Origin of the sequence: Lamprocystis purpurea DSM 4197 (assembly GCF_000379525.1) — a bacterium.
Taxonomy (GTDB): domain Bacteria; phylum Pseudomonadota; class Gammaproteobacteria; order Chromatiales; family Chromatiaceae; genus Thiodictyon; species Thiodictyon purpureum.
The window spans coordinates 73,816-100,023 of the sequence record NZ_KB902441.1 but is presented as its reverse complement, the minus strand read 5'-3'; the positions used below and the strand labels follow the sequence as shown (position 1 = coordinate 100,023).

Annotated in this window: 20 protein-coding genes; 13 read left to right on the top strand and 7 right to left on the bottom strand. The window is 64.8% G+C overall.

Annotation, left to right across the window (positions count from 1 at the left end; translation table 11 throughout):
• The first annotated feature begins 3,040 nt into the window (after positions 1-3,040).
• The gene (locus A39O_RS0108300; protein ID WP_040527466.1) at positions 3,041-3,529 is read left to right on the top strand and encodes a response regulator; all 489 of its coding nucleotides are present in this window, start codon (positions 3,041-3,043) and stop codon (positions 3,527-3,529) included.
• A 365-nt stretch (positions 3,530-3,894) separates the two neighbouring features.
• On the opposite strand, the gene A39O_RS32620 is transcribed toward A39O_RS0108300, so the two are convergent.
• From A39O_RS32620 to def, 7 genes are read right to left on the bottom strand one after another with little or no spacing between them, the layout of a single operon-like run.
• Positions 3,895-4,218, bottom strand: coding sequence for a tetratricopeptide repeat protein (locus A39O_RS32620; RefSeq protein ID WP_020504216.1), 324 nt, complete (start codon positions 4,216-4,218; stop codon positions 3,895-3,897).
• 3 nt (positions 4,219-4,221) lie between these two features.
• The gene (locus A39O_RS0108290) at positions 4,222-5,589 is read right to left on the bottom strand and encodes a sigma-54-dependent transcriptional regulator (protein ID WP_020504215.1); all 1,368 of its coding nucleotides are present in this window, start codon (positions 5,587-5,589) and stop codon (positions 4,222-4,224) included.
• Between the two features lie 24 nt (positions 5,590-5,613).
• Positions 5,614-7,809, bottom strand: a complete 2,196-nt coding sequence (locus A39O_RS0108285) for a sensor histidine kinase (protein ID WP_020504214.1) — start codon at positions 7,807-7,809, stop codon at positions 5,614-5,616.
• A gap of 33 nt (positions 7,810-7,842) precedes the next feature.
• Positions 7,843-8,448: a DUF4390 domain-containing protein gene (locus A39O_RS0108280; protein WP_020504213.1), complete on the bottom strand. Its 606-nt coding sequence runs from the start codon at positions 8,446-8,448 to the stop codon at positions 7,843-7,845.
• Positions 8,445-10,091 (bottom strand): 16S rRNA (cytosine(967)-C(5))-methyltransferase RsmB, encoded by a 1,647-nt coding sequence (gene rsmB / locus A39O_RS32615; RefSeq protein ID WP_245561834.1) that lies wholly within the window; start codon positions 10,089-10,091, stop codon positions 8,445-8,447. Before rsmB ends, A39O_RS0108280 begins: the two co-directional genes overlap by 4 nt.
• Positions 10,057-11,010 (bottom strand): methionyl-tRNA formyltransferase, encoded by a 954-nt coding sequence (gene fmt, locus A39O_RS0108270; protein ID WP_020504211.1) that lies wholly within the window; start codon positions 11,008-11,010, stop codon positions 10,057-10,059. Before fmt ends, rsmB begins: the two co-directional genes overlap by 35 nt.
• Positions 11,011-11,544: a peptide deformylase gene (gene def / locus A39O_RS0108265; protein ID WP_020504210.1), complete on the bottom strand. Its 534-nt coding sequence runs from the start codon at positions 11,542-11,544 to the stop codon at positions 11,011-11,013.
• Between the two features lie 248 nt (positions 11,545-11,792).
• Between def and A39O_RS0108260 the strand changes: the two genes are divergently transcribed.
• The 12 genes from A39O_RS0108260 (at position 11,793) to A39O_RS0108205 (ending at position 26,146) form a co-directional block, all read left to right on the top strand.
• Complete coding sequence (locus tag A39O_RS0108260) at positions 11,793-12,998, top strand: LysM peptidoglycan-binding domain-containing protein (protein ID WP_020504209.1); 1,206 nt, start codon at positions 11,793-11,795, stop codon at positions 12,996-12,998.
• A 6-nt stretch (positions 12,999-13,004) separates the two neighbouring features.
• Positions 13,005-14,126 (top strand): DNA-processing protein DprA, encoded by a 1,122-nt coding sequence (gene dprA / locus A39O_RS0108255; protein ID WP_020504208.1) that lies wholly within the window; start codon positions 13,005-13,007, stop codon positions 14,124-14,126.
• A 196-nt stretch (positions 14,127-14,322) separates the two neighbouring features.
• On the top strand, positions 14,323-14,799 hold the full coding sequence (locus A39O_RS0108250; protein ID WP_020504207.1) for a DUF494 family protein: 477 nt from the start codon (positions 14,323-14,325) through the stop codon (positions 14,797-14,799).
• Position 14,800: 1 nt separating this feature from the next.
• A complete protein-coding gene (topA, locus tag A39O_RS0108245; RefSeq protein ID WP_020504206.1) occupies positions 14,801-17,101 on the top strand; it encodes a type I DNA topoisomerase in 2,301 nt (766 codons plus the stop codon).
• A 74-nt stretch (positions 17,102-17,175) separates the two neighbouring features.
• Positions 17,176-18,414: an alanine transaminase gene (alaC, locus tag A39O_RS0108240; protein WP_020504205.1), complete on the top strand. Its 1,239-nt coding sequence runs from the start codon at positions 17,176-17,178 to the stop codon at positions 18,412-18,414.
• A 35-nt stretch (positions 18,415-18,449) separates the two neighbouring features.
• Positions 18,450-19,766, top strand: coding sequence for a homoserine dehydrogenase (locus tag A39O_RS0108235; protein ID WP_020504204.1), 1,317 nt, complete (start codon positions 18,450-18,452; stop codon positions 19,764-19,766).
• Complete coding sequence (locus tag A39O_RS36380; RefSeq protein WP_020504203.1) at positions 19,756-20,982, top strand: hypothetical protein; 1,227 nt, start codon at positions 19,756-19,758, stop codon at positions 20,980-20,982. The genes A39O_RS0108235 and A39O_RS36380 overlap by 11 nt, the downstream gene beginning before the upstream one ends.
• A gap of 94 nt (positions 20,983-21,076) precedes the next feature.
• Positions 21,077-22,150, top strand: a complete 1,074-nt coding sequence (locus A39O_RS0108225) for a DUF2333 family protein (RefSeq protein ID WP_020504202.1) — start codon at positions 21,077-21,079, stop codon at positions 22,148-22,150.
• A 374-nt stretch (positions 22,151-22,524) separates the two neighbouring features.
• Positions 22,525-24,033 carry a nitrogenase cofactor biosynthesis protein NifB gene (gene nifB, locus A39O_RS0108220; protein ID WP_020504201.1) on the top strand — a complete coding sequence of 503 codons (1,509 nt, stop codon included), beginning with the start codon at positions 22,525-22,527 and terminating at the stop codon, positions 24,031-24,033.
• Between the two features lie 24 nt (positions 24,034-24,057).
• Positions 24,058-24,336, top strand: coding sequence for a 4Fe-4S dicluster domain-containing protein (locus tag A39O_RS0108215; RefSeq protein WP_020504200.1), 279 nt, complete (start codon positions 24,058-24,060; stop codon positions 24,334-24,336).
• A gap of 17 nt (positions 24,337-24,353) precedes the next feature.
• Positions 24,354-24,851, top strand: a complete 498-nt coding sequence (locus A39O_RS0108210) for an ArsC/Spx/MgsR family protein (RefSeq protein ID WP_020504199.1) — start codon at positions 24,354-24,356, stop codon at positions 24,849-24,851.
• A 5-nt stretch (positions 24,852-24,856) separates the two neighbouring features.
• The gene (locus tag A39O_RS0108205) at positions 24,857-26,146 is read left to right on the top strand and encodes an FprA family A-type flavoprotein (RefSeq protein WP_026199242.1); all 1,290 of its coding nucleotides are present in this window, start codon (positions 24,857-24,859) and stop codon (positions 26,144-26,146) included.
• The last annotated feature ends 62 nt before the right edge of the window (positions 26,147-26,208 follow it).

Below are 26,208 nucleotides of genomic sequence, written 5' to 3'. Positions count from 1 at the left end.
GGCAGCATTCGCCTCGGATCAGTTCAACAGCGATTCCTAGGGCCGAACCAGCACGATGGCATCGTAGGCCGGCAAGGTGACTTGCGTGACGGCGGCGCCGTCATTGACGGGATCCTGTCCGGTGCCGCGGATGCGCTGGAAGGTGCCGCCAAGATCGACCGTCCGTGCGGTCGGTGTCGCATTGACCACCACCACCGCGTTGTCGAAGTCGCGCCGGAACACATCGGCATTGCCGGCGAACAGGTACACCGAGTCAACCCACACATCGGTGCTCTCGCGGCCCACGTTGAACTTCACCTGGAAATTGCCGGTGCGCGGGGCGGTGAACGTAAACACCTGCCGGCTCCACTGCGCGGGGATTGTCATCTGTTCGGTTTCATCGCCCACCGCGACCTGGATCGTGCGGATGGCGCTGGACTTCACGGCGTAGGCCAGCGTGTACTGAACTCCGCTCTGGAGGCTCAGCGTCGGGCCCTTGGCGGCTGCGCCGCTTTCCGCCTTCGCGTAGACCTGCTGCGGGCTGATGTGGAGTGCACCCGTGCCGTCCATGCGGTTTTGGGCAGCCGTATCCATCGTCACCGAGACATTGGTGCCGCTCCAGCCGGTCAGGTTCGTGTCGAAATTGCCGTTTGTCAGCAGATTCCGCTCGGGGGCAAAAACCGCCTGGTCATAGATGCGAGAACGCGGCCCCAGCGGGAATCCCATCCAGCCCTTGTGCTGGCGCACCTGTGCCTCGTTCGCCGGGTTCGAGGCGATGGCGCGGCCGAAGGTCGGCGAGCCGGGCACCACGTCGACAGCATATTCGTCCCACCAGGGATCACCCACGCCGGTATTATTCTCCTGCGCGTAGTAGCCGTCGTCGAGTAAGGTCAGCCCCAGGCTGAAGCGGAACGGCGCATTGCTGGTGCCGCGCTTATTGTAATACGTGTAACGCAGCGTCGACACCCGGTTGATGGTTTGTGAATAGCGGGGCCCGATATTGCCGTGGTGCATCAACATGCTGTACTGTGACAACCGGCCGTCGAGCTCCCGGTAATCCGGCGCCGTATCGCCGATGTTGCGCTGTGGCCAGGCTTCCATATCGTTGCCGTTCAATGAGGTGAAGCCGCGGGACTCGGTCATTCCACCGACGATCAGCGCGTTCGGTATACGCTCGCGCAAGATGGTATAGAAGTCATCCAGCCCCTGACCCCAGAGGTTCACGCCGGTGGGGGAGATGCCCTCGTCCAGCACCAGGTCATTGTTGACATCCGGCTTCTTGTTCCAGGCGTCCATAATGAAATGGAAGTCCGTGTCGAACATCACGCCGGCGATCTTGGCGGTTGTCGCCTTGCCGTTTTGATCCTTGTTGTAGTTGGCGGCCAGCCATTCGGCCATGACCTGGTTCATGCGTTTGCCGCTGGCGTCCAGCGGACAGGTGGTGCTGTGGTTGTAGACCCAGATCTCGGGCTCGCCGGCGTCGCCATTGCCGATGACATGCTCGGCGAGGATCGCGCCCGCCGGATGCGATCGGGCGGTCGATTTCATGCCGCGATTGCTCAGGGTCAAGGTCTTGGTCGCGGTGTTCACCGCGGTGACGCGCGCATGTTCCGCATTGAGGAAGGCGCCCGCACCACCGTCATAGATGACGATATAGCGGCCGGCGGTGAACCGACTCGGGTCGGAGACCTGGACGGAGGTCGTGGTGGCGGTNATGGCGCTCAGCAACGNACTGCCGGGGGCATAGAGCCAGTGACCGGCATAGACCTCACAGCCNGTGGTGGCAGGGCCGGTGCCGTTGAAGGGCATGCCGCTGCCGAAGGCGCAGGGGTTTGNATCNCCATAGCCCTGGTAGCCGAACGGTGAATGGATACGCAAGGCCGCGGTATCCGGATTGATCGCCTGGACTGTTGCCATCCAACTGAAGCGGGACGACTTCGCCTCGATCACGTCATATTTTGAGAATTGCTCGGCAGTGCCGGTGACCCGAATCGGGCCGGTGGTGATCCGGGGGAACGGCCGCTCGCCCAGGTCGGAATCAACTTCGGTGTCCACACTGTCGGTGGTATCCGCGTCTTCCAGATAGGGGAGACTGCAAGGTCCCATGGTCTGCAGATTCACGGGGGAGATGACTGGTGTCCGACTCGGTCCGACCAGCAGGTTGCCGGTCGGCGTCGTCACATTCACGCACACCTGCGCCGCGGACGGGAACTTGAACGTGAAGACATCTTTGGCCGTGCCTTTGGTAAGCAAATTGAATTGGATGGTCGACGGATCGCTGTTATCCAACTGATCCGTGCCCTCAATCGACGATCCGACGACGGAGTCGGCGGCCTGCGTCCCCGTCACTGTACCGATATAGGTCAAATCGGTTGCACTGCGCCCGCCGGTCACCGATAGCGTCCAGGCTCCGGTCGCACAGTTCTGCCACAAGAACGTCGCGGCCCCGGTCGCTAAAGTGTTGGGCGGCGCCCCGCAGGTGTCTACCGCGGCCCCGGCAGTACCAATGATGACGCCATTGGTACCAACCACTACCCCAGCGAGCATCAGCAGTTTCATGGCATGAAAAAGCCGTGTGTGCTGGGCTACGCGCTGTGAAGGTGTATTGGAGGTGGAGATCGGCTGACGGGCTTTCATGAAAGTCCCCTCTGAGGAGTTGACTGAACGACAATGTGCCGACTGCTGCCGGCAACGCTCTTGTTGCGTCGCGATCGGCGAATTCTGTGCCCGCCGTTGACTGAACTATAAGGGAGGCGCCAGGCAGTGGACGTGAAGCGGGTCGCATTGCTTCACATCAAGACTTTCATGGACTGACTAAAGTGTGATCCCGTCCACACATTGTTATAAGTACGTGATTTCGGCTTAAGCGTTCGGTTGAGGTTGTAGCTGGACCAGGGCCGCTGAATTGCGGTGCCGACCGGCTAACACGCCGACGATGTCGGCATCGGACACGGCTATCCTGAATTGTCTATGGTCGGTCCAGACGAGTATTGCCGTATGAACCCATCCAGTCTTGTCGCTTCCTGGCGTCCGTCTGACCACGCTGGCCACCCTCGCCACGATGCCGGCGGTCAACGCCACCCATCGACGCGATCGTTATGTGCAGGTGATCGATCGGGGTTATCTGATGCGTGACACATCCGGGCGTGCCGTTCGGATGATCGGTGCGATGCAGGAGATCACCGAACAACGGCGCGCCGAGCGGGAAATCCAGTCGCTGACCGCGCAGCTCGCCCGCCTGATGGGGGGTGAGGCCGGTGCGCAGAGCGCGCCGGGACGCGGCAGCCTGTTCTGGTTTACGGTGCGTCTGGATCGTGGTCTTGGGGTGACTCCCAGTCCCTCCGACGCGCCGCCCAACGCGGACGATGCCGAGGCTGCCCTGCGGCGATGTCACGCGGGTGCACGGGTACTGCTCGTCGAGGACGAACCGATCAACCGCGAGGTCGCCTTGGAACTGCTGCGGGAAACCGCACTCACGGTCGAGATCGCCGAGGATGGACGCGAGGCGGTCGAGAAGGCGCGCACGGCGGACTTCGCACTCAGGTTATAGCATTCGGACGTGATAACCGGACCTAGCAGCCTGTCGGACTTAGCCCCTAGGATAAGGGCATGAGTCAACAAAAAGGCTTTTTGTTGCTCCACAATCTAACGTAATGTGATTTCCGCGAAAAATCCAACCCGTAGGAGCCCGCTTGCGGGCGACGGGTGGGGCACAATGACGCGATTCCGGNAGGTCACGTCGCCCGCAAGCGGGCTCCTACGGAGCTTGATTCTTGATAGCGTCTTATTCGGAAATCGCCTAAAGTCCGACAGGCTGCTAGGGGCGGGTTTCAAACCCGCCCCTACACCTAAGGGTCTGTCTGGATATCAGGTACGAAGGCTATAACCATCGAACAGCGGCGTTGTCGTTGTCGATCAGTCGCGCGGCAGTTGCTCCACCCGCTTGCGAAAGACCCGCATTTCCTTGGCGGCCTGGATGTCCCCCTTGCGTTCCGCGGTGGCAATGCCCTGATCGAAAGCGTCGATGGCCTGAGGGTGCTGTCCGAGCGCGGCGAGCGCCTGGCCGTAGAGCTTCCAGGCCGCGGAGTAGTCCGGGTCCTGACGGACGGCCAAGGCCAGGTGCTCGGCGGCCCGGTCGGGTTGCTGCGCCTTCAGGTAGGCGTTGCCCAGCCCATAGCGCAACAGGGCCGAGTCCTGACCGCGGGCGAGCATGGCTTCGAAGTTGTCGATGATGGACATGGGTTACCGCCGCTCTTTGATCTCCACTCCCAGCGACCGCAGCTTGCGGTACAGGTGAGTCCGCTCCATACCGGCCTCCTTGGCCATCTTGCTGACGTTGCCGACGTGCTTTTCGAGTTGGTAGTCCAGGTAGGCTTTCTCGAATTGCTCGCGGGCCTGACGCAAGGGTTGGTCGAAGGACACCAAGCCTTCGAGTGACTGCGCCTGCGCCGGTGCCGGGGCACCGAGTGCGCTTTCAACCTCCTTCTGGCTGATCTCATCGCCGGCACCGAGGATCAGGAGGCGCTGCACCAGATTCTTGAGCTCCCGCACATTGCCCGGCCATAGATAGTTGCGCAGGAAGTTCTGGGCGCCGACGCTGAAGCGGCGGTAGGGCAGCTTCTCGTGGGTGGCAAAGTAGTCGAGATAGAAGTTCAGCAGGTCCGAGACATCTTCGGCGTGGTCGCGCAGGGCCGGGATGTTCAGCGGGACCACGTTCAGGTGATAGAACAGATCCTCGCGAAAGCGGGCGGCCCGGACCTCGTCTTCCAGGTTGCGCTGGGTGACGGCAACGATCCGGACATCGATCGCCACCGGTTCGGCACCGCCGACGCGCAGGAAGGATCCGCTGTCGAGCGCACCCAGCAGGAGTGACTGGGCATCCAGGTCCATGTCCGCGACCTCGTCGATGAGCAGGGTGCCGCCGGCTGCCTTCTCCAGGTTGCCGTAGTGAGTCAGGCCGCCTTGCTCACTGCCGAACAGTTCGCGCGCGGCGTTGCCGCCGGCCAGGGCCGAGACGCTGAGGTCCACGAAGGGGCGATCCCGGCGGGCGCTCTGTGAATGGAGGTAACGGGCGAAGGTCTCGCGGCCGCTGCCGGATTCGCCGGTGATCATGACCCAGGTGTCATGGGCGGCGATGCGTTTGACTTGTTCGCGCAGGCGCTGCATCGCCGCGCTGCGGCCCACGGGTTCCTGCACCTGGGGGGTACGGCGCTTGAGCCCGATGTTTTCCTGCTGCAGCTTCTCGGCCTCCAGGGCGCGCTCCACCGTGAGCAGGAGTTTGGCCATGGACAGTGGCTTCTCCAGGAAATCGTAGGCGCCGAGCCGGGTCGCCTCGACCGCGGTCTCGACGGTGCCGTGACCGGACATCATGATCACCGGACAGGGCAGGCCCTCGTCCTGGGACCACTCTTTGAGCAGACTGATGCCGTCCAGATCGGGCATCCAGATGTCGAGCAGGATCAGATCGGGCCGGCGTTCACGCAGGGCCAGGCGCGCAGCGTTACCGCTCTCCGCGCCGCTGACCCGGTAACCTTCGTCCTCCAGGATTTCCTGGACCAGACGCCGGATGTCGGGTTCGTCATCGACGACCAAGATATGGTTAGCGCTCATGGGTCTGTCTACTCGCCTCGTTCCTTATGCCGCCGCGTGCGGACTCGCTTGCCAGACCGGCAGCCGGACCCGAAGGATCGCGCCGCTGCCGGTGTTCTCGGCGATGATCATACCGCCGTGCTCCTCGATTATCTTCTTGACGATGGCCAATCCCAGTCCGGTGCCCTTCGACTTGCTGGTGACATAGGGCTCGAAGGCGCGATCCTTGATCTCGGCCTCAAAGCCGGGGCCGTTGTCCGCGACCTGAATCAGCACCTGGTCACCGCCGGACGCGCCATTGCAACTGCCGGGTTGGGCGGCCGCTTGCGGGTCGTACCGGCAGGTGCTGATGTCGATCCGCGGGTCGGGTCGCCCCTCCAAAGCCTCCTGCGCATTCTTGATCAGATTGTGGATCACCTGGCGCAGGCGCAGCGCATCACCACGGACCATGACGCCGGGGGCGCCGAGGTTCAGCGTCAGGGCCCCGGACCCCGCGCTGCGGTAGAGGTCCATGACTTCCTGGACCAATCGGTCGAGCACCAGCGGCTGCTGCTCCGACTTGGGGGAACGGGCATAGTCCGAGAAGTCGTTGACCATGGCCTTCATGGCCTCGACCTGCGCGATGATGGTGCTGGTGGAGCGGTCGATGATCTGGGCATCGGCGGGCTGCGCCTTGGCCAGCAACTTGTGGCGCAGCCGTTCGGCGGAGAGCTGGATGGGGGTGAGCGGATTCTTGATCTCGTGCGCCAGGCGCCGCGCGACCTCGCCCCAGGCGGCATTGCGCTGGGCGCTGATCAGCGTGCTGATATCATCGAAGACGACGACATGCCCGCGTCCCGCGCTGCCCGGCAGCGGCAGGGTGCTGCCCCGGCACATCAGCGTCTGGCGCCCTTCGCTGCGGGCCAGACTAAGTTCCTCGCGCCAGTCCTGGCCTGATTCCAGGTGAACGCGTACCGCCTCGGTCCAGGGGGCGAGCCAGGGTTGTTCCTGTTCGAGGTCGCTCAGGGTCCGCTCCGCGCCGGTGCGGACCTCCAGGTTCAAAATTTGCCGGGCGGCCTGGTTGGCGGTGCGCAGATGTTGGGCGTCGTCGAAGGTGACCACCCCGGACGACAGCCGGCCGAGCACCGTCTCCAGATAGTTGCGCTGGGTTTCGACGGCTTGTTGACTGCGTGCCGCGGCATCGCGCGCCTGGGCGATCCGCCGCGTCATGGTGTTGAAGGAGGCGACCAGAAAGGCCAACTCGTCGTCGTGTTTGGGCAGCGGCAGTTGTTGCTCATAGTCGCCCGCGGCGATGGCGCGGGTGCCGCGGGCGATATCCGCCACCGGCGCCACCAGGCGGCGGGCGGTGTGGAAGGCGGCGATCAGCGCGGCCATCAGCCCGAACAGGAGCACCAGCGACAGGGTCAGCGAAAAACTGAACTTGAGTGAACTGCGCAGATAGGCGAGTTCCGTGTAGCGGTTATAGGCGGTCTCCAGACCCTCGGAGAGTTCCGAAATCCGGCTCGAGGTGGGGAAGATGGCCTGCATGTACATCGGCCGGCCGCTCGGATCCTGCACCAGCACCCGGATCACCAGATCGTCACTTGGCCCGGTCTCCAGTCCCACATAGTTGTTGCCGGCCCGGACCTCCTGCTGGATCGCCCGATCGCCGAAGCTGGGAACCAGCTTGGCCGGGTCCTGATTGGCGGTGCCCAGGACCTGACCACCGGCCGCGAACACGGTCAACTCCTCGGCTCCGGCGTGACGGCGCATGCTGTTCAGGGCCAGTGCGATGGCGGTGGATGAGCGATCCTGGATGCCGGAGAGCAGCGCCTCGACATACTTGCCGAGCACCCGCTGATTCAGATCCAGCGAGGCCTGATTCAACGACAGGGCATCCTGCATGGCACGGCCGAGTTCCACGTCGAACCAACTGTCGATTCCACGCAGCAGAAAGCCCAGTGAGAAGTAGTAGACCACGCCGACCGGCAGGAGCGAGATCAAGGCGAACAGGGTGACGATACGCAAGGTCAGACGCGAGCCGGCCGCCTGGCGCCGGTAGCGGCGCACCAGCTTGATCACGTTCACCGCCACCAACACGGCCAGGACCAACAGCCCGGCCAGGACCGCGAACAGCAGTGGCACGAAGGCACGGCTCAGTGCCTCGGAGTTCTCGATCGCATCGCGCATCAGCACCAGGGCGACAAACAAGCCGACGACCAGGGCCGCGACTGGGGCCATACCGAGGATGCGCAGATTCATTGCCGATGCATCAGGCTTGTGAAGGCTGCAGCGCTAAGGCGTCAGCGGCCATTTGGTCCAGCCGCTGGCGAGTTTCCAGGCCGGGCGCAGGTAGGCCATCGGCCGCAGCGGCAGGGGCAGTTCTTCGATGTCCAGCGACACTTTGATCTCGACGGCGTAGTTTTCCCCGGCGGTCAGCCGCCGTTGTTCGACCAATTGCAGGTCTTGGATTTCGCCCAGCGCGGTCATGGCGGCTTCCCGGGTGACGAAGGTGCGTCCCGAGGTGCCCGGCAGCCGGTAAACCTCGTAGGTTTCGGAGAGCGGCTTGTGGCGGATGGCGTAACGTACCTGTTGGTCGGTGACGCTGTTCTCCCAAATCCAGGCATTGCTGCGCCGGACTTGGAGGTGCACCAGAATGGTCAGTGGGACCCCGTTGGCCAGCGCCTCCAGCGCCTCCGCCGAGAAATCGAAGGCGAGTGTGGCGTCGAGGGTGTAGGTGCCGTCGACCAGGCGGGTGTGCACCTGGGTGACACGGAATTCCTGGGCCAGTACGCTGCCGACCAGCAGCAGCGCCAGGAGCGGCCACCACCAGCGTCCCGGTTGGTTGAGCGGGGCGCGCCACCGCGGCCGGCGACATCGACCCGCGCCCACCAGTCTCATGGGGCGGTCTTCTCGATCAACGCGAAGTAGAAACCGTCGCTGCCGCCGGGGCTGGGTAGTAACTGGCGCCCGTGGGTGCGGGTCCGGCCCCACGCGGCCGCCTGGTCGGCCGCCGGCTCGGGCACCAGCGGACATTCGCGGGCCTCCGGCCAACGACCGAGAAAGGCGGCAATCTGGTCCTGGTTTTCGGCGGCGAGCAGGGAGCAGGTGACATAGAGCAACCGCCCGCCCGGTCGCAGCAGGGGCCACATCGCGTCCAGGATGCGTGCCTGCAACGCACAGAGTTCGGGGATGTCCGCGGCGCGGCGCAACCACTTGATGTCCGGATGCCGCCGGATCACCCCGGTGGCCGAACAGGGCACATCGAGCAGGATGCGGTCGAAGGGCGGCGTCATCCAGTCGCCGTGGGGTGCGGCGGCGTCGGCGCGTGCGACCGTGGCGGTGAGCCCGAGTCGGGTCAGGGTCTCACGCACGCTGTCCAGGCGGCTGGTCTCGCTGTCGATGGCGACCAGGTCCAGGGCATTGCCGGCGCGCTCCAGCAGGTTGGCCGTCTTGCCGCCCGGCGCGGCGCAGGCGTCGAGCACGCGGCTGCCGGGTGGCGCATCGAGGATCTGGGCGGCGAGCTGGGCGCCGCCGTCCTGGACCGAGACCAGGCCGGCAGCGAAACCGGGCAGCGTCTGGGCCGGCACCGGCCGGTCCAGGATCAGTCCGGATTCGGTGGCGGGGATCGGTCGCGCGGTGATTCCGGCCGCGGCGAGCAGACCCGCGTAGGTCCGCCGGTCGACGCGGGTGCGGTTGACGCGCAGGCTCATGGGCGGGCGGGCGTTGCTGGCGGTGACGATGGCCTCCCAAGCGTCCGGCCAGTCGTGACGCAGCGCGGTGAGCAGCCAGTCGGGGAACAGCCAGCGGGCGCCCGGCAGCGCATCCGCCGCCGCCAGCAGTGCCTCGCGTTCACGCAGGAAGCGCCGCAGCAGGGCGTTGACCAGCGCGGTCTTCTCCGGCTTGCCGATCAGCCGGACGGCCTCGACGGTGGCGGCGACCGCGGCATGGGGCGGCGTGTCCAGCACCGTGAGCTGGTAGAGCCCGATCAGGATCACGGCCTCCAGGTCGCGGTCGCTCGGCTTGACCGGGTGATGCAGCAACATCCCCACCAGGGCCTCCAGGCGCGGCAGGCAGCGCAGCGCGCCGTAGATCAACTCCTGGGTGAGTGCGCGGTCGGCCGGCGGGTGGGGCAGGGTGGCTTGGGTGAGAACGCGCGTCAGGGACTGTCCGCGGTCGCGGACCCGATGCAGTGCGATCGCGGCGGCGGCGCGTGCGTCGGCACCGTCATTGGTGCGCGTGGTGCCGCGGGGCCCAGCGGGTTGGCCCCAGATTGAGCGCTCGCCGCGCCTGGCGTCGTCCCTGGGGTGTCCGCGATCGGACTCCCGATGGGGTGGTCCGGCCCGCTGCGCGCCGCCGCGCTGTGGGGGGCGGTCACGGTCCGGGAGGCGTTGCGGCCAGGGGTTGGCGTCGGCAGCGCGCGGCGCACCACCTGCCGCCTCGGGCTCCTCGGGGCGACGGTCGGGCGAACGGTCGAGTCCGCGGTCGGAGGGGGGGCCGGAACGCCGCTCAGCCAAGGTGTACGCCATCCATCGTGCGGGCATTGAGGAAATCGGCGGCGTCCATGGGGCGCTTGCCGGGCGGCTGCAGCCGGGTGATCTTCAGGATGCCGTCGCCGGTCGCGACGGCAATCCCCGTGCGGTCGGTGGCGACCACGGTGCCGGGTGCGTCGGCGGCGCTCCCCGCGGTGTCCGCGGTGTCCGCGGGTGCGACGCGCTCGGCCGACCAGATGCGCAAGGGTTCCCCGTGACACCGGGTTTGGGCCACCGGCCAGGGGTCGAAGGCGCGCACCAGACGTTCGATGGCGGCGGCCGGCTGAGTCCAGTCGATCTCGGCTTCCTCCTTGGTGAGCTTATGGGCATAGGTTGCCGACGCCGGGTCCTGCGGCTGTGCCTGGCGGGAGCCGTCGGCGATGCCGGGCAGGGCCTCGTTCAGCGCCTGGGCGCCCAGGGCGGCGAGCCGGTCGTGCAGGCTGCCGCCGGTCTCGCGGGGCGCCAGCGGGATGCTCAGTCGGTGGTAGACCGGACCGGTATCCAGTCCGGCCTCCGTCTGCATGATGCAGACGCCGCTCGCGCTGTCTCCCGCCAGCACGGCACGCTGGATGGGGGCCGCACCCCGCCAGCGGGGCAGCAGCGAGGCATGGACGTTGATGCAGCCCAGACGCGGGGCGGCGAGCACGCCGCGCGGCAATAACAGACCGTAGGCGACGACCACCATCAGGTCGGCACCGAGATCGCGCAGGGCCGCGACTGCCGCCCGGTCGCGCTTGAGCGATTCGGGTTGGCGCACGGCGATGCGGTGCTTGAGGGCGAGCAGCTTGACCGGGCTCTGCTGCAGCGTGCGCCCGCGGCCGGCCGGCCGGTCGGGCTGGGTGTAAACCGCGGCGATATCATGGCCGCCCGCGATCAGGACCTGCAGGCAGGGTACAGCGAACTCGGGTGTTCCGGCGAATAGGATACGCAATCAGATGACCCGCCGCCGCGGTTGTTCCGCGGGTTTGTTCTGGCGCTGGCCCTTCTCGAGTTTGCGGCGGATGCGCTGCCGCCTCAGGGCCGAGATATGGTCGACAAAAAGTTTCCCATGCAGGTGATCGATCTCATGCTGGATGCAGACGGCCAGGAGCCCGTCGGTGTCGAGTGTAAAGGGTGTGCCGGTGCGGTCCAGCGCACTGACCCGCACGGCCTCGGCGCGCGTGACCGGCTCATAGAACCCGGGGACCGACAGACAGCCCTCCTCCATCTGCTCGATCCCGCGGAGTTCCAGGATCTGCGGGTTGATGAGACACACGGGTTGGTCGTGCTCTTCCGAGCAGTCGATGACAACGATCTGCAACGGGATGTTGACCTGAATCGCGGCCAGTCCGATGCCGGGGGCCTCGTACATGGTCTCGAACATATCGGCGACGATCCGCTGGACCCGCGCATCGACCTGCGCCACCGGCGCGGCCTGGGTGCGCAGTCGGGTGTCTGGAAAGGTGAGGATATCGAGCTGTGCCATACCTGAACTGAGGTCGAAGCTGGTTCCGCGGGCGCATGGGCCATCCGCGGGGGTGAAGTTGCCCGCTTGGTTGCTGGAAGCGCCGCGGTACCATGCGCTACTATCCGATGCATACTACACGCCTAATGGGGTCGGGTGAATCTGGAATCGACCCCGCCGGAGGATCCATGCCCGCTCACTTTCCCACTGTCGTTGGTCCGGCTCGCGTTAGCCCCCGCGTCCGTGCTCGGTTTCACGCGGGCGCGGCCTTGGCCCGTCGGGGGCTGGTGCTGCTGTTCGCAGCCGCGCTCCTGGTCGGCGTGACCGCGGCGCAGGCGGTTGAACTGCTGCCGGATGCCCCTAATACCTACCAGGTGAAAACCGGCGACACCTTATGGAGTATCGCCGGCCGCTTCCTGCGGGACCCCTGGCGCTGGCGCGACGTCTGGCGCTCCAATAGCGACGTCGGCAACCCCGACCTGATCTACCCGGGCGATGTGCTGCGCCTCACGATGGTCGATGGCCGGCCGCGGATCAGCGTCGATCGCAGCGGCGCGTCGGACGCCGGCTACCAGGGCGGCATGCGGGTGGTCAAGCTCCACCCGCGGGTGCGGGTCAGCTCGCTGAAAGATGCGGTTCCCACCATCCCGATCGCGTACATCGGCCCTTTCCTGACGCAGCCTTACGTGGCGGAGTCGGATCAGGTCAAGCGCGCGCCCTATGTCGTCGGCTTCCCGGACGAGGGTATCGTGGCCGGCATCGGCGACACCGTCTATGTGCGGCGGATCGACCGCGCCGCGCCGGACCGTTTTCAGATTCTGCGTCCCGGTGATGCCTTGCGCGACCCCAAGACCAACGAGGTGCTGGGCTACGAGGCGACCTTCGTCGCCAATGCGGCGCTCGAACGGGTCGGCGATCCCGCTAAATTGCGGGTATTGCGCGCCGAGCGTGAGGTCGCCATTGGTGATCGCGTCATCCCCGCGGCGCTGGAAGAGACCCTCTCCAATTTTTATCCACGGCCAGGCCCCGCCGGGCTGCGTGGTCAGATTCTGAGCGTGTTGAACGGGGTGAGCCAAGTGGGTCAGTATGATGTGGTGGTCATCAATCTCGGCACTCGCGAGAAGTTGGAGTCCGGTCATATCTTCGAGATTTATCAAGGTGGTAACAAGGAGCAGGACCTGGTTCGTCGGGGTGGCTACAACTGGAATTGGAAGGAGGAGACGCCCTTGTCCGGCGCCTTCTGGTTCGGCAATGACTGGACGACCCGCCGCTGGCGTGCCAACGAGCCGGATGCCAACACGCCGCTTCCGCCTACCACCGATATGCGGCGGACGCGCAGCACCTTCATCCATCCCTTCGAGCGTTCCGGTGTCCTCATGGTCTTTCGTACCTTCGAGCGGGTGAGCTTCGCCATCATCCTGGACGCCACGCGGCCGATGCGCATCAACGACAAGATCGCCCCGCCGCCGGCCTGAGCCCGTTTGACCTCCCTCGACGCGTGGCTGACGCTGACGGCGGCCCCTGGGGTCGGGCCGCGGACCTGCGCCCGGCTCATCGCCCACTTCGGCAGTCCGGATGCGGTGGTGGCGGCCAGGGCCGGCGCTTTGGCCGAACTGGGGCTGCGACCTGACGCGGTCACGGCGATCAAGCAGCCGAACCGCGACTGGCTCGGCGCGGTCCTGGCCTGGGCGGCGCAGCCGGATGCCTACATCCTGGCCCGCGACGATCCGCGGTATCCACCCTTGCTGGCCGAGATCCCGGATCCCCCGATCCTTCTCTATGTCCGCGGGGATCCGCACTTGCTGGCCGAGCCCCAGGTGGCGATCGTCGGCAGTCGCAATCCGACCCCGACCGGACGGGAGATCACCCGCGACTTCGCCAGCCGCCTGGCAGCCGGTGGGCTGGTCATCACCAGCGGCCTGGCGACCGGGATCGACGGCGCCGCCCATGCGGGTGCGCTGAAGAACGGCAAGACGATCGCGGTGCTGGGCACGGGTCCCGACCAGGTCTATCCGGCCTGCCACCGCGATCTGGCCAGGCAGATCGCTGAGCAGGGGGCGCTGGTGAGCGAGTTCGCCCCCGGCGAAGGGCCGCGGGCCAGCAACTTCCCGCGGCGCAACCGCATCATCTCCGGGTTGTCGTTGGGCGTCCTGGTCACCGAGGCGGCGTTGCGCAGCGGCTCGCTCATCACCGCCCGTCAAGCCGGAGAGCAGGGTCGCGAGGTGTTCGCGGTGCCGGGCTCGATTCGCAATTCGCTGGCGCGCGGTTGCCATGCGCTGATCCGCGACGGCGCGCATCTGGTCGAAGACCCGGCAGAGGTGCTGGCCGAGTTGAGCCCGCTGTTGCGTCGGGCCATGGCGGATGGCGTGATCGATAGGCGCATCGACGCTGCTGACGTCGGGGGTGACGCCGCGGGCAGCGGCCTGGACCCGGATTACCAGCGTTTGCTGGCCGCACTGGGCTTTGACCCGGTCGCCCCGGACGTGCTGATCCGCGAAACCGGGCTGCCCGCGGAGGCGGTGTCGTCCATGTTATTGGTGTTGGAGTTAGAGGGTCATGTATCATCCGGTGCCGGAGGCTGTTATTGCCGCGTCCGGGAATGACTCCGCAGCGGCGTTCACCGCCCTGTCCGCGGGCCTGGCCCGCGGGTTGCCGGGCGGTTGCGCGGTGGGACCGCGGGCCGTCAGCGGACCCTCCCGGCGTGACCAGTCGATCTGCATCGGTGCTGCAAGCCGACCGCGCCGAAAGGAGCACGTTCCAGTCAGCCCGCGGGCTGGCGCCGTTCACTGAGGTTGGTTGATGTACGACAGCATGGTTGATGTCCTGATCTATCTTTTCGAGAACTACATGGATGGTGAGGGGCAGCCCCCGGTGGACCAGGGTGAGTTGGAAGACGAACTGAGCCAGGCCGGCTTCAGCGCGGGCGAGATCGCCAAGGCGCTCTGCTGGCTCGACGAATTGGCCGAGGGTGCGCAGACCCCGTCCTATCATGGCCACGCGGCGGGGTCCATGCGTGTCTACGCGGACGATGAGTGCGCCAAGCTGGACGTGGAAGGGCGTGGCTTCCTGCTGTTTCTGGAGCAAAGCGGCATCCTCGATCCGGCCAGCCGTGAGTTGGTGATCGAACGCGCCCTGGCCATCGATCACCCCCAAGTCTCGGTGGATGAGATCAAGTGGGTCGTACTCCTGGTGCTGTTGAACCGTCCGGGCCGTGAGGCCGCCTTCACCCGGATGGAAGACCTGGTTTACAACGAAGCACCCGAGTATCTGCATTAGTATGAATCTCGTCATCGTCGAATCGCCTGCCAAGGCCAAGACCATTCAGAAGTACCTGGGCCCGGACTTCGATGTCATCGCGTCTTACGGTCATGTGCGCGATTTGATCCCGAAGGAGGGGGCGGTCGACCCGGAACATGGGTTCGAAATGAAGTACCAGATCATCGAGCGCAACGAAAAGCACGTCCAGGCAATCGCCAAGAAGCTCAAGGATGCCGATGCGCTCTATCTTGCGACTGACCCGGACCGCGAGGGGGAGGCGATCTCCTGGCATCTTTACGAGTTGCTCAAGGCGCGCCGTCAGATCGGCAAGAAGCCGGTGCATCGCGTGGTCTTCAACGAAATCACCAAGCGCGCGGTCCAGGAGGCGGTGGCCAATCCGCGGGAGCTGGCCTACGACTTGGTCAACGCCCAGCAGGCGCGCCGCGCCCTCGATTATCTGGTTGGCTTCAATCTGTCGCCGCTGCTGTGGAAGAAGGTCAGACGCGGGCTTTCGGCCGGGCGCGTGCAGAGTCCGGCCCTGCGGCTGATCTGCGAGCGCGAGATCGAGATCGAGGCTTTCGTCCGGCAGGAATACTGGTCGATCGAGGCCGATTGTGACCGCGCGGCGCGGCCCTTCATGGCGCGCCTGATCGAATTCGGCGGCGCCAAGGTGGAGCAGTTCACCATCACTGACGGCGACCGGGCGGCCGTGGTCCAAGGTGCCCTGGAAGCGGCCGCCGCCGGGAAGCTGCGGGTCGAACAGGTCGAGCGCAAGCAGCGCAAGCGCAACCCGGCCCCGCCCTTCATTACGTCCACGCTGCAGCAAGAGGCGGCGCGCAAGCTCGGCTTTACCGCGCAGCGCACCATGCGCGTCGCCCAGCAACTCTATGAGGGTGTGGATGTCGGCGGCGGCGCCGTCGGTCTCATCTCTTATATGCGGACCGACTCGGTGAATCTGGCCCAGGAGGCCGTGGCGGAGATCCGTCTCTATGTCAGCGAGCGCTACGGGGCGAATCACCTGCCCGAGCAACCGCGACTGTACAAGACCAAGGCGAAGAACGCCCAGGAGGCGCATGAGGCGATCCGCCCTACGTCGATCCTGCGTGAGCCCAAGGAGATCAAAGCCTTTCTGAGTCCGGAGCAGTTCCGGCTCTATGAGTTGGTGTGGAAGCGCACGCTTGCCTGTCAGATGGCGCATGCCCTGATCAATCAGGTGTCGGTGAATTTGAGTGCCGGGACCGGCAACACCTTTCGCGCCACCGGCTCGACCGTGGCCGAGCCGGGATTCATGCGGGTCTATCTGGAGGGTCGGGACGACACCAGCACCGGCGATGATGACGAGGACAGCATGCTGCCGCCCATGGAAGTGGGGGATTTGGTCGATTTGCTGGGTATTCGGTCCGAGCAGCATTTCACCGAACCGCCGCCGCGCTTCAGTGAAGCAACCCTGATCAAGGCGCTGGAGGAGTACGGGATCGGCCGGCCGTCCACCTATGCCTCGATCATCTCCACCTTGCAGGATCGCGAATACGCGGTGTTGGACGCCAAGCGCTTCAAGCCGACCGATGTCGGGCGCGTGGTGAACAAGTTTCTCACCGAACACTTCAAGACCTATGTCGATTACGATTTTACGGCGCGGCTCGAGGATGAACTGGATGCGGTGTCCCGCGGTGAAGAGGAATGGGTACCGCTGCTCGAGAATTTCTGGCGGCCCTTCAAAGAGCGGATCGACCATACGCAGGAACACGTCAAGCGCAGCGACGTGACCCAGGAGCGCATCGATGAGTTGTGCCCCAAGTGCGGCGGTCCGCTCTCGATCCGGCTCGGGCGTAACGGGCGTTTCATCGGCTGCACCAATTATCCGGACTGTGACTACACCCGCGATCTCAACGCCGACGGGGCCGAGCCGGAACCGAAAGAGGTCATCGAGGGCCGCGTTTGCCCGGATTGCGGTTCGGTCCTGGAGGTCAAGAACGGCCGCTACGGCAAGTTTATCGGGTGCAGCGGCTATCCAAAGTGCAAGCACATCGAGCCGCTGGAGCGTCCGGAAGACACCGGCGTGGCCTGCCCAAAGTGCGGTAAGGGCACGCTGCAGAAGAAAAAATCGCGGCGCGGCAAGTTCTTCTACTCCTGTTCCACCTACCCGAAGTGCGACTACGCGGTGTGGAATGAACCCATCGCCGAGCCTTGCCCCAAGTGCGGCTGGCCGGTCATGACGCTCAAGACGACTCAGCGCAAAGGGGCCGAGCGGGTCTGCCCGCAGAAAGAGTGTGGTTTCAGCGAGCCGGCGGAGGCGGCGGACACGGCTGCGGACGCGTAGCGCTAGTCCTCGCGGTTTCAATCTCCGGAGCGCCACGTTAAACTCTAGGGCTTTATTCCAACTCCGAGAGTGCCGTGGTCCTGCCCGAGCCCGATTTTCGCCGCATCAAGCGCTTGCCGCCCTATGTCTTCAATATCGTCAACGAGTTGAAGGCCGAGGCACGAGCGCGTGGCGAGGATATCATCGACTTCGGGATGGGCAACCCGGATCAGCCGACGCCGCAGCACATCGTCGACAAGCTGATCGAGGCGGCGGCGCGCAAGGATACGCATCGCTACTCGGTGTCGCGCGGCATCCCGCGGTTGCGCCGGGCGATCTGCAACTGGTACCGCGACCGCTACGACGTGCACCTGGACCCGGATGCCGAGGCGATCGTGACCATCGGTTCCAAGGAGGGTCTGGCCCACCTGGCGCTGGCGACCATGGGGGCTGGCGATACCGTGCTGGTGCCTAATCCAGCCTATCCGATCCATCCCTACGGGTTCATCATCGCCGGGGCCGATGTGCGTCATGTGCGCCTGACTCCGGACGTGGATTTTTTCGAGGAGTTGCGGCGGTCGATCCAGGACTCCTGGCCAAAGCCGAAGATGCTGGTGCTGAACTTTCCCGGTAACCCGACCACGCAGTGCGTGGACCTGGAGTTCTTTCAGCGGGTGATCGACATCGCCGGGGAGTACGGCATCTGGGTGGTGCATGACCTGGCCTACGCGGACATCGTGTTCGACGGCTACAAGGCCCCGTCGATTCTCCAGATTCCAGGCGCCAAGGACATCGCCGTCGAGTTCTTCTCCATGTCCAAGAGCTATAACATGCCCGGCTGGCGGGTCGGTTTCATGTGCGGTAACAAGCACCTGGTCGCGGCCTTGGCGCGCATCAAGTCCTATCTGGATTACGGCACCTTCACCCCGATCCAGGTGGCCGCCATCGCGGCGCTCGAGGGTCCGCAAGATTGTGTGCGCGAGATCGCCGGCATGTATCAGACGCGTCGTGACGTCCTGTGCAAGGGGCTGCACGAGGCCGGCTGGGAGGTGCCGTCGCCCCAGGCCACGATGTTCGTTTGGGCGCGTATTCCTGATTTCATTCGGGAGCAGTTGCGCGCCGAGATTCCGGACGGCGCTTCGCTGTCGCTGGAGTTTTCCAAGCGTCTGATCGCGGAGGCGCGGGTCGCCATCTCGCCGGGAATCGGTTTCGGCGAGTACGGCGATGACCATGTGCGTTTCGGTCTGATCGAAAACGAGCATCGCACCCGTCAGGCGATTCGCGGCATCAAGGAGATGTTCCGGCGCGAGTCGCGTGCCGGGGCTGGAGCTTAGGCGATCGTCCACCAACTGAACGTAGAGGAGCATGTATGGAACCGGTCAAGATCGGTCTGTTGGGCTTAGGCACCGTCGGCGGCGGCACGGTCACCGTACTGACCCGCAATGCCCGGGAGATCGCCCGCCGCGCCGGTCGCGATATCGAGATCGCCCATGCCGCGGCCCGCGAGTACAAGCGCGAGGGGATCAGCGGGCTCGATCAGATCGGCCGGATCGGCGACGATGCCTTCGCGGTGGTGGACGACCCCGAGATTCAGATCATCATCGAGTTGATCGGCGGTTACTCCCCGGCGCTTGAACTGGTGATGCGGGCCATCGCCAACGGCAAGCACGTGGTGACGGCCAACAAGGCGTTGATCGCCCGCCATGGCAACACGATCTTCGCGGCCGCGCGTGAGCGTGGTGTGATGGTGGGTTTCGAGGCGGCGGTGGCGGGCGGCATCCCCATCATCAAGGCGGTGCGCGAAGGACTGGCGGCCAATCATATCGAATGGGTGGCCGGCATCATCAACGGGACCGGCAACTTCATCCTGACCGAGATGCGCGACAAGGGCCGCAGTTTCGCGGACTGCCTGGCCGAGGCGCAGGCGCGCGGCTACGCCGAGGCCGACCCGACCTTCGATGTCGAAGGTATCGACGCCGCCCACAAGCTCACCATCCTGGCTTCGCTGGCATTCGGTATCCCGCTCCAGTTCGAGCGCTGTTACACGGAAGGTATTTCGCGCATCGAGTCTCAGGACGTTGCCTATGCCGGGGAGTTGGGGTATCGGATCAAGCATCTCGGGATCGCCAGGCGCAACGCGGACGGGATCGAACTACGGGTCCATCCCACACTCATTCCCCATCGGCGGCTGATCGCCAACGTGGACGGCGTGATGAATGCCGTGCTGGTGAAGGGCGATGCGGTCGGCCCGACACTCTACTATGGGGCCGGTGCAGGCTCCTTGCCGACGGCCTCCTCCGTGGTGGCTGACGTGGTGGACGTGGTGCGTGCGTTCACCACCGACCCCAACAATCGGGTGCCGCACCTCGCGTTCCAGCCGGATGAACTGGCCGATACCCCGATTCTCACCATGGATCAGGTGGAGACCGCCTATTACCTGCGGCTCACGGCGCTGGATGAGCCCGGGGTCATGGCCCGCATTGCCAGTATCCTGGGCGAGCAGGGCATCAGCATCGAGGCGATCCAGCAAAAGGCCCCCGGCGAGGGTGAGACCCATGTGCCGCTGGTCATGCTCACCCAGCGCGTGCGCGAGGGCCAGATGAACCAGGCCATCGCCCGTATCGAGGCCTTGGCGTCGGTGCAGGGGTCGGTGATGCGGATTCGGGTGGAGACCCTTGCCGGCTGACCGCCCCGTGTCCGCGCTGGTCGGCGGTCTGTTGCCGGGTGAGTTCCGTCTCATTTGCCCCGCGCTCTTTGCCGCGCCGCCGGGGACGCTTGACCGCACAATCCGCACTCCGGCCCTGGACCGCGTGCTGGCCCGCGCCGACCGCGCGGCGACGCCAGCCGCCGACCCCCTGGAGACCCTGGCTGCCGCCTTCGGTTTGACCGTCGCCGCGTCGTCCACGGCAGGGGTCCGTCAGGTCGGCGGGATGCCGCACGCCGGCGCCGGGAATGGTCAGTCCCCGGCTGCGGCGGGCGCGCTGCACCAGGCGCCGGCGGTCACCGGGCTGCACCGCGATCTGCCGTCTGCCGCCCTGTGTCTGCTCGCCGACGCTCCCGCATGGGCGCGCGACGGCTGTTGGTTTCACGCCGACCCGGTGCACCTGCGTCCGGACCGGGATCGGCTGCTGTTGTTCGCCGGACCGGCGTTGGCACCGCGGGCGGATGAGGCGGATGCACTGGTTGCCGCCTTTAATGCGCATTTCGCCGGCGATGGCCTCTATCTGATCGCCGCCCGGCCGGATCGTTGGTATCTGCGGGTTGTCGAACCCCCGAACCTGCGGACTTGTCCCCTGTATGATGTCGTTGGACGCGACCTGGACGCCTGCCTGCCGAGCGGCCCCGACGCCCGCGCCTGGAACCGGTGGCAGAACGAGGCGCAGATGCTGTTCTACGGGCATCCGGTCAATCAGGCGCGTGAGACGGCTGGCCGGCCGGTGATCAGCGGCGTCTGGACCTGGGGTGGGGGCGTCCTGTCGGCAGTGTCCGGGGGGCCCGCGTTGACCATTGCCGATCATCCGCTGGCGGTTGGTCTGGCGCTGGCGGGCGGCGGGGCCCGGCGGGGGCTGGACGCCTTGGATTGCGCCGCGTGGCGCGACGCGACCGGAACCGTTCTGGTGTTCTGGGACTCCCTGTGGCAGGCGGTGCCGGCGGGTGACGTGGACGCCTGGCGCCGTGGGCTCGATGCCTTGGACGCTCTGGTCGCGACCCTATGGTCCGAGTTGGCGGCCAAACGGCTGCGCCATCTTACGATCGACGACGGGAGCGGCGATCGTTTTACCCTGAGCCGGGCTGATCAGCGCTGTTTCTGGCGCCGCCGCGGGACACTGGGCGACTGGATCGTCCGGCGGTCGGACCCGGATCGCCGATCACGACCCCCGGCACAGCACGCGCCGCGCTAGATTCGGCGGCGTCTTGGAACAGGTCGATTCACCCCAATCTCCTGCCGGATTTGGGGATATCTCAAGCACACTCTTCAATTTTTAGGAATACACAATGGTTGATTCAGAATCCGCGAAACGACTGGACCTGGCCTCAAAGGTCACCAAGGTCGTCACCCTCTACGATCCCCGGGTCTGGAAAGAAAAAGGTCTTTGGTGGACCGTCGGTCTCTTTCTGGTCACCTATGTGCTGGTCATCTTCGTTCTCGGGATGATCTGGTCGCGCTCACCCGGCCCCTTCGACGTGCGCGAGGAGGCGCTGCTGCTGACGAACAACGACCCGGCCAAGCTGGTCGACGGGACCGCCACGGTGGTGGCCGCCATCCGGATCGCCGAGACGCTGCTCGACAAGCCCGGGGGTTACCTGACCAACGATATCACCCCGCCTGGTATCTTGCTGGATAATATCCCCAACTGGGAATTCGGCGCATTGACCGAGTTGCGGGACCTGTCGGATGCCTTGCGCAACGATTTCAGCCGTGCTCAGTCGCAGTCGATTGAAGATAAAGATCTGGCCGTGGCGCAGCCCCAGTTCAATTACAACTCGGACTCCTGGATTCTGCCGTCGTCCGAGTCGGAGTATCGTAAGGGTATCGCTGCCCTGTATCGCTATTTTGGCCGGCTCACCGACAACAAAGATCTGGATGGCCAGTTTTTCGCGCGCGCGGACAATTTGACGGCCTACCTCGAAGTGGTCGAGAAGCGGTTGGGCAGTCTGGCGCAGCGTCTGTCGTATGCGGTCGGGCAAAACCGTCTCAACACCGACCTGGCGGGTGACCCCAGTGCGAGCCAGGCCAAACCGGTTTCCGAAGAGAAACAGACGAAGACTCCTTGGACGGAGATCGACAATGTCTTCTTTGAGGCGCGCGGCTACACCTGGGCGTTGCTGCAAACGCTGCACGCTCTGGAGATCGATTTCAAATCGGTGCTCACGGACAAGAATGCCCTGGTCTCGCTCAAGCAGATCAACCGGGAATTGCGGAACACCCAGAATACGATCTGGAGTCCGCTCATCCTCAATGGCACCGGTTTCGGACCGATGGGCAATCACTCGCTGGTGATGGCCTCCTATATCTCGCGTGCCAATGCCGCAATCGGCGATCTGCGGGCCCTGCTGCAACGGGGCTAACCGGCACTGTCCGCACCGGCCGCCAGGGGGTGGCCGGTGCCCGTGACCGATTCGCGCACCTTATGTCGTTGTCGTTGTCGTAATCGTAATCGGAGAAGCGATTCACTTCGGGCATGAGCAACTCCGTTTCTCCGTGAGTGATATTTTTTCCGAAAACTGGGCCAAGGCATGGCCTGAGCCCTGTTCCTATCCCAACAACCCCCCCATCCGCGCTCTGTCGGTTTGACGACAAGCGACCCTCGGGCACTGCCAAGAGTCACTGAAAAACAACGTGCTGGAGTCGGAGCAAGATCTGGCACAAGCATTGCTAAGTGTTCCCCAGAGTCAGTTTGAACCCAGCGGGCCGGGGCGCCCGCGATTTCTGGAGGCACAGAATGGAGCTGAAGGTCTCGGACCACAGTGGATCCGCGTCGGCCGTTGCCGGCGGCTGTTCTGCGAGCGGCTGCGGCAGCAGCGGCGATGCACTCGCGCACCTGCCGGAGCATATCCGGGCCAAGGTTCACAACCACCCCTGTTATTCGGAGGAGGCGCACCACCATTATGCGCGGATGCATGTGGCGGTTGCTCCAGCCTGCAATATCCAATGTCACTACTGCAACCGTAAGTACGACTGTGCTAATGAGTCGCGTCCGGGCGTTGTTTCAGAGGTGCTGACCCCTGATCAGGCGGTGAAGAAGGTGATTGCCGTTGCGGCGCATATCCCGCAGATGACGGTGCTCGGCATTGCCGGACCGGGCGATCCACTGGCCAACCCCGAACGGACGCTCGAAACCTTCCGGCAACTGACGGAAAAAGCCCCTGATATCAAGCTCTGTGTCTCGACCAATGGGCTCGCGCTGCCGGACTGTGTCGATGCACTCTGCACCCACAACATCGATCATGTGACCATCACGATCAACTGCGTAGACCCCGACGTGGGCGCCAAGATTTATCCCTGGATCTTCTGGCAGGGGCGGCGGATCAAGGGGCGCAAAGGGGTGGCGATCCTGATCGAGCAGCAGCAGAAGGGGCTGGAGATGCTGGTCGCGCGCGGGGTGTTGGTGAAGGTCAACTCGGTCCTGATCCCCGGCGTCAACGACGAGCACCTCAAGGAGGTGAGCCGCGTCGTCAAGTCCAAGGGCGCTTTCCTGCACAACGTGATGCCGTTGATCGCCGAGCCCGAGCATGGGACTTTCTTCGGCGTCATGGGCCAGCGTGGTCCGACCCATGATGAGCTTCAGACCCTGCAGGACGCCTGTGCCGGTGACATGAATATGATGCGTCACTGCCGCCAGTGCCGGGCGGACGCGGTGGGCATGCTCGGTGAGGATCGCGGTCACGAATTTACGCTCGAGAAGATCGAGACCATGGACATTGATTATGGCCGGGCCATGGAGGAACGCCGCCAGGTTCACGCGGCGATTGAAGCCAATCGGGAGGCTCAACGCAAGAAGAGCGGTGAGACCTTCATCTCGATTACCGCCCTCAAGGCCCGGCGTCGGGAGACTCCGCCTGCTCTGATCGCGGTGGCGACCAAAGGGGGCGGCGTGATCAACCAGCATTTCGGCCACGCCGCCGAGTTCCTGATCTACGAGGCCAACGACCAGGACGTGCGCTTCATCGGTCACCGTAAGGTGGACCTCTATTGTTCCGGCGGTGAGACCTGCGGGGATGCGGAGACGGCCTTGGCGAAGACGATCCAGGCGCTCTCCGGTTGCGCGGCGGTGCTCTGCTCGAAGATCGGCTATGAGCCCTGGGGTGCGCTCGAGGCAGCGGGGATTCAGCCCAACGGTGAGCACGCGATGGAGCCGATCGAAGACGCCGTCGCGGCGGTGTATCGCGAACTGGCGGCGAGCGGGAGCTTGGAACGCGCGACGCCGGCGCCGCTGCGCATGCGCGCCTGACGCCATGTTCGAGGAGACTGACTGATGGCATACCAGATCGTCGAAGGCTGTGTGAATTGCTGGGCTTGTGCGCCGCTGTGTCCGAGTCAGGCCATCTATGAGGCCAAGCCGCATTTCCTGATCGATTCTGTCTTATGTACGGAATGCGCAGGGGAGCATCCCGATCCGCAGTGCGCGAGCATCTGCCCGATCGAGGGCGTCATTCTGGATTCGCTCGGGGTGCCCTTGAACCCGCCAGGGTCACTGACCGGCATCCCTCCAGAGCGCCTGGCCGCGGCCAGAGCCGAGATCCAGGCGCGTTGAACCCCAGGTTGATATCCATGGCCACCCAAACCCTTCCGACACCGGCGGAACTGGTCTTCTACGAGAAGCCCGGTTGTGTCTCGAACGCGCGACAGAAGGCACTGTTAGTGGAGATCGGACACTGTCTGGAGGTTCGTAATCTGCTGACTGAGCATTGGGTGCCCGAACGTCTGAGGCCCTTCTTTGGTGACTTGGCGGTCTGCGACTGGTTCAACCCGACTGCGCCGCGGGTACTGAGCGGGGAGGTGCGGCCGGCGGACCTCAGCGAGGCGGGCGCGCTCGCGCTGATGGTGGCGGATCCGCTGCTGATCCGGCGGCCGCTGATCGAAGCCGGGGAACTGCGCTCCTGCGGATTCGCGCCTGGTCCTTTTCTGGACGCTCTGGGTGTGGTGTTGGACGAGGGGGTCGACCTTCAATCCTGCTCGCGTCTCAGTCAACTGGCGGATTGTTCGCTGCCGGTCTGCCCGATACCGGGTCTGACCGTCCGGCCGGTGGCGCTCGGGGTTGCCGGGTGAGTGCCATGGGTAAGGAATGCCGGGATGCGACCGGGAATCCGGGCGCAGTGGAGATCGCCCCTGGTGTGCATTGGATCGGCGCCCTCGACGCGTCCCTGCGCACCTTCGATATCATCCTGCGCACCGCGAATGGCACCACCTATAACGCCTTCCTGATTCGGGGTGATGCCGGTGTGGCGGTGGTGGATACGGTGAAACTCGAGTTTTCCGATGAGTTTTTTCGCCGGCTGGAGTCGGTTGCCGACTATAGCGAGATCCGGGTCATTGTTCTCAATCACCTGGAACCAGACCACAGCGGTGCGCTGCCGGAGTTGATGCGCCGGGCGCCGCAGGCGCGACTGTATATCTCCACGCGTGCCACGTCGATGCTCAAGGCCGTCCTCAAACCGAAGGATGCGGATCGCCCTTTCGAGTATGAGACGGTTGGCACCGGCGACGAGGTATCGCTCGGCAACCGGACCTTGCGGTTTCTGCATACCCCTTTCCTACACTGGCCTGATACGCAATGCACCTATCTGGTTGAGGACGGGGTGCTTTTCTCCGGCGATGTGTTTGGTTGCCACTATTGTGACAGCCGCCTCTACAACGATCGGGTCGGGGATTTCCGCTTTTCTTTCGATTATTACTATGCCCATATCATGCGGCCCTTCAAGTCGCATGTGATGGACGCGCTGAAACTGATCGAGCCGCTGCGCCTGAAGATGATCGCGCCGACGCATGGACCGATTCTGCGCGATCGGCCGCGGCGCTATGTGACGCATTATCGGGAACTCTCGACCTCCAGTCTGGTGGATCAGATCGATAACGACGAGCGTTCGTTAGTGGTCTTTTACATGAGTGCGTACGGCAGCACGGCCCGCATGGCGGAGGCGATCCGGGCCGGGGCCGAGGAAGAGGCCGGAGTACGGGTTTCGCTCTATGACTTGGAGGGCGGTGAGACTGAACCTTTCGTGGACCTGATCGAGGAAGCCGACGCCCTGGCGTTCGGTTCACCCACCATCAACGGCGACGCGGTCAAGCCGGTATGGGATCTCCTCTCGTCACTCGCGGTGGTCAACCTCAAGGGCAAGCTCGGTGCCGCCTTCGGTTCCTACGGCTGGAGCGGCGAAGCCGTCCGCATGATCGAGGACCGGATGCGCGGTTTGAAGATGCGCGTCCCGGTGGCCGGGCTGCGTCTCAAGCTCATCCCCACCGATGAGGAACTTGTCGAATGTCGGGTGTTCGGCCGCAAGCTCGCGGCTGCCCTGGTGGGTGGCGAGCAGGGTCGAGTCATTGATTTCTCGGAGTTGGGGTGAGCAAGCGCCCGACGACGAGCGGCCAGCCGACCGCTTTGGCATTGCGGCACGATTCTTCCATT

Bases quoted from the DNA above. Each gene is read 5' to 3' on its own strand.
- A39O_RS0108300 (WP_040527466.1), top strand. From the start codon at position 3,041: ATGCCGGCGGTCAACGCCACCCATCGACGCGATCGTTATGTGCAGGTG.
- A39O_RS32620 (WP_020504216.1), bottom strand. From the start codon at position 4,218: ATGTCCATCATCGACAACTTCGAAGCCATGCTCGCCCGCGGTCAGGAC.
- A39O_RS0108290 (WP_020504215.1), bottom strand. From the start codon at position 5,589: ATGAGCGCTAACCATATCTTGGTCGTCGATGACGAACCCGACATCCGG.
- A39O_RS0108285 (WP_020504214.1), bottom strand. From the start codon at position 7,809: ATGAATCTGCGCATCCTCGGTATGGCCCCAGTCGCGGCCCTGGTCGTC.
- A39O_RS0108280 (WP_020504213.1), bottom strand. From the start codon at position 8,448: ATGAGACTGGTGGGCGCGGGTCGATGTCGCCGGCCGCGGTGGCGCGCC.
- rsmB (WP_245561834.1), bottom strand. From the start codon at position 10,091: ATGCCCGCACGATGGATGGCGTACACCTTGGCTGAGCGGCGTTCCGGC.
- def (WP_020504210.1), bottom strand. From the start codon at position 11,544: ATGGCACAGCTCGATATCCTCACCTTTCCAGACACCCGACTGCGCACC.
- A39O_RS0108250 (WP_020504207.1), top strand. From the start codon at position 14,323: ATGTACGACAGCATGGTTGATGTCCTGATCTATCTTTTCGAGAACTAC.
- topA (WP_020504206.1), top strand. From the start codon at position 14,801: ATGAATCTCGTCATCGTCGAATCGCCTGCCAAGGCCAAGACCATTCAG.
- A39O_RS0108235 (WP_020504204.1), top strand. From the start codon at position 18,450: ATGGAACCGGTCAAGATCGGTCTGTTGGGCTTAGGCACCGTCGGCGGC.
- A39O_RS0108225 (WP_020504202.1), top strand. From the start codon at position 21,077: ATGGTTGATTCAGAATCCGCGAAACGACTGGACCTGGCCTCAAAGGTC.
- nifB (WP_020504201.1), top strand. From the start codon at position 22,525: ATGGAGCTGAAGGTCTCGGACCACAGTGGATCCGCGTCGGCCGTTGCC.
- A39O_RS0108215 (WP_020504200.1), top strand. From the start codon at position 24,058: ATGGCATACCAGATCGTCGAAGGCTGTGTGAATTGCTGGGCTTGTGCG.
- A39O_RS0108210 (WP_020504199.1), top strand. From the start codon at position 24,354: ATGGCCACCCAAACCCTTCCGACACCGGCGGAACTGGTCTTCTACGAG.
- A39O_RS0108205 (WP_026199242.1), top strand. From the start codon at position 24,857: ATGGGTAAGGAATGCCGGGATGCGACCGGGAATCCGGGCGCAGTGGAG.